The sequence below is a fragment of the Psychrobacillus sp. genome (assembly GCF_056205495.1).
Map to the genome: position 1 here is coordinate 1 of NZ_JBAEAP010000262.1, position 1,808 is coordinate 1,808.

The 1,808-nt window shown below is 36.6% G+C and carries 3 protein-coding genes; all 3 read left to right on the forward strand.

What is annotated here, in order from left to right; translation table 11 throughout:
- A partial coding sequence (locus AC06OU_RS07580; RefSeq protein ID WP_475855012.1) for an MnhB domain-containing protein occupies window positions 1-195 on the forward strand: 195 nt, incomplete at its 5' end.
- Complete coding sequence (locus AC06OU_RS07585) at window positions 195-536, forward strand: Na(+)/H(+) antiporter subunit C (RefSeq protein ID WP_169359664.1); 342 nt, start codon at window positions 195-197, stop codon at window positions 534-536. The genes AC06OU_RS07580 and AC06OU_RS07585, both read left to right, overlap by 1 nt.
- Before the next feature lie 31 nt (window positions 537-567).
- On the forward strand, window positions 568-1,808 hold a 1,241-nt coding region (locus AC06OU_RS07590), incomplete at its 3' end, for a Na+/H+ antiporter subunit D (protein WP_475855013.1).

Below are 1,808 nucleotides of genomic sequence, written 5' to 3' on the forward strand. Positions count from 1 at the left end.
AATGAAGAGGACAGGGAAGTGTATTCAATATGCACAGAGGATTATCTACATAAGAAATGTGTATATGATTATTTCAACCTTCCTTTACTAGGGAAAACATCCATCCATACTGCTATGTTTTTTGACACAGGAGTATATTTGGTTGTTGTGGGTGTTACAATGTCAATTATTCAAATGATAGGAGGAGATGAATAATGGAAATTATGATGTCCATTTTAATCGGCTTTCTATTTATGGCTGCAGTGTATTTAATCCTCTCACGAAGTTTAATTCGGATTATTATTGGAACAGGTTTACTGAGCCATGGAACCCATTTGCTTCTTTTAACAATGGGAGGCCTTGGAGGAAAATCTGCTCCGGTCTTAGCTGATGGAGTAACTGACTATGCTGATCCACTTCCGCAAGCCTTAATATTAACGGCTATTGTAATAGCTTTCGGTGTTACAGCATTCTCACTAGTTTTAGCCTATAGAACGTATAAAGAAGTGGGAACAGACAATATGGAACTTATGAAAGGATCTGAAGACAATGATTAATCTATTATTATTCCCAGTCCTCATCCCTTTCTTGTTTGCGGCAATTCTTTTATTTTTCCCTAAAAGAATAAAAGCACAGCGAATTGTAACTATTGTTGGCTTGCTGGCGGCACTAGTATCGGCTTTTACCTTACTTTTTAAAGTAAAAACAGATGGTGTACAAACCCTTACCCTAGGTAGCTGGGCTCCACCATTTGGGATTACAATGGTTTCAGACATGTTTTCAGCTCTTTTAGTCACCTCTTCTCTTATCATCACTTTATTTGTTGTATGGTATAGCTTTACTTACATAGATGAAGCTAGAGAAAAATCGTTTTACTATCCAGCTATCTTATTTATGCTAACTGGTGTAAACGGAGCATTTACTACAGGTGATATTTTTAACCTTTTTGTATTTTTTGAAGTATTATTAATGGCTTCATATGTACTAATCGTGTTGGGTGGAGAAAAAACACAATTAAAAGAATCTATTAAATACATAATAGTCAATATTGTCTCTTCATCCTTATTCGTTATTGCAGTAGGATACTTATATTCCGTAGTTGGGACATTAAACATGGCTGATATTTCCGTTAAATTGGCCGAGCATGGTGAGGTAGGAATCGTAACAGTAATCGCTGTGTTATTCTTAATAGTGTTCGGGATAAAAGGCGGTATCTTCCCTCTTTACTTCTGGCTACCTGGCTCTTATGCCGCACCGCCAGTACCTGTACTAGCTTTGTTTGGCGCATTGCTTACTAAAGTCGGTGTGTATGCTATCATGCGTACCTATACTTTGTTCTTTACAACAGATGTTGGGTTCACTCATGAAATGCTCATGATACTCTCGATTGTTACGATCATCGTCGGATGTATTGGTGCACTTGCTTACTTTGATTTAAAGCAAATTATTATTTATAATATCGTCATTGCAGTAGGAGTCATCTTATTCGGGGCTTCTATTATGAACGAAAATGGAATGATTGGTTCTGTCTTTTATTTAATCCATGATATATTGATAAAAGGTGCTCTGTTCCTATTAATTGGTATTGTCATTAAAATTACAGGCACGTCCAATTTACGAAAAATGGGTGGGTTGATGAAGAAATATCCACTTCTTCCGTCAACTTATTTAATCGCAGCATTTGGTTTAGCTGGAATTCCTCCGTTAAGTGGCTTTATTGGTAAGATGTTAATCGTTCAAGGTGGCTTCGAAGGGGAATTATTATGGCAAAGTATTTTTATCCTACTTTCCAGTCTCATCGTATTACTATCCGCTATCCGGATTTTCAT

Bases quoted from the DNA above. Each gene is read 5' to 3' on its own strand.
- AC06OU_RS07585 (WP_169359664.1), top strand. From the start codon at position 195: ATGGAAATTATGATGTCCATTTTAATCGGCTTTCTATTTATGGCTGCA.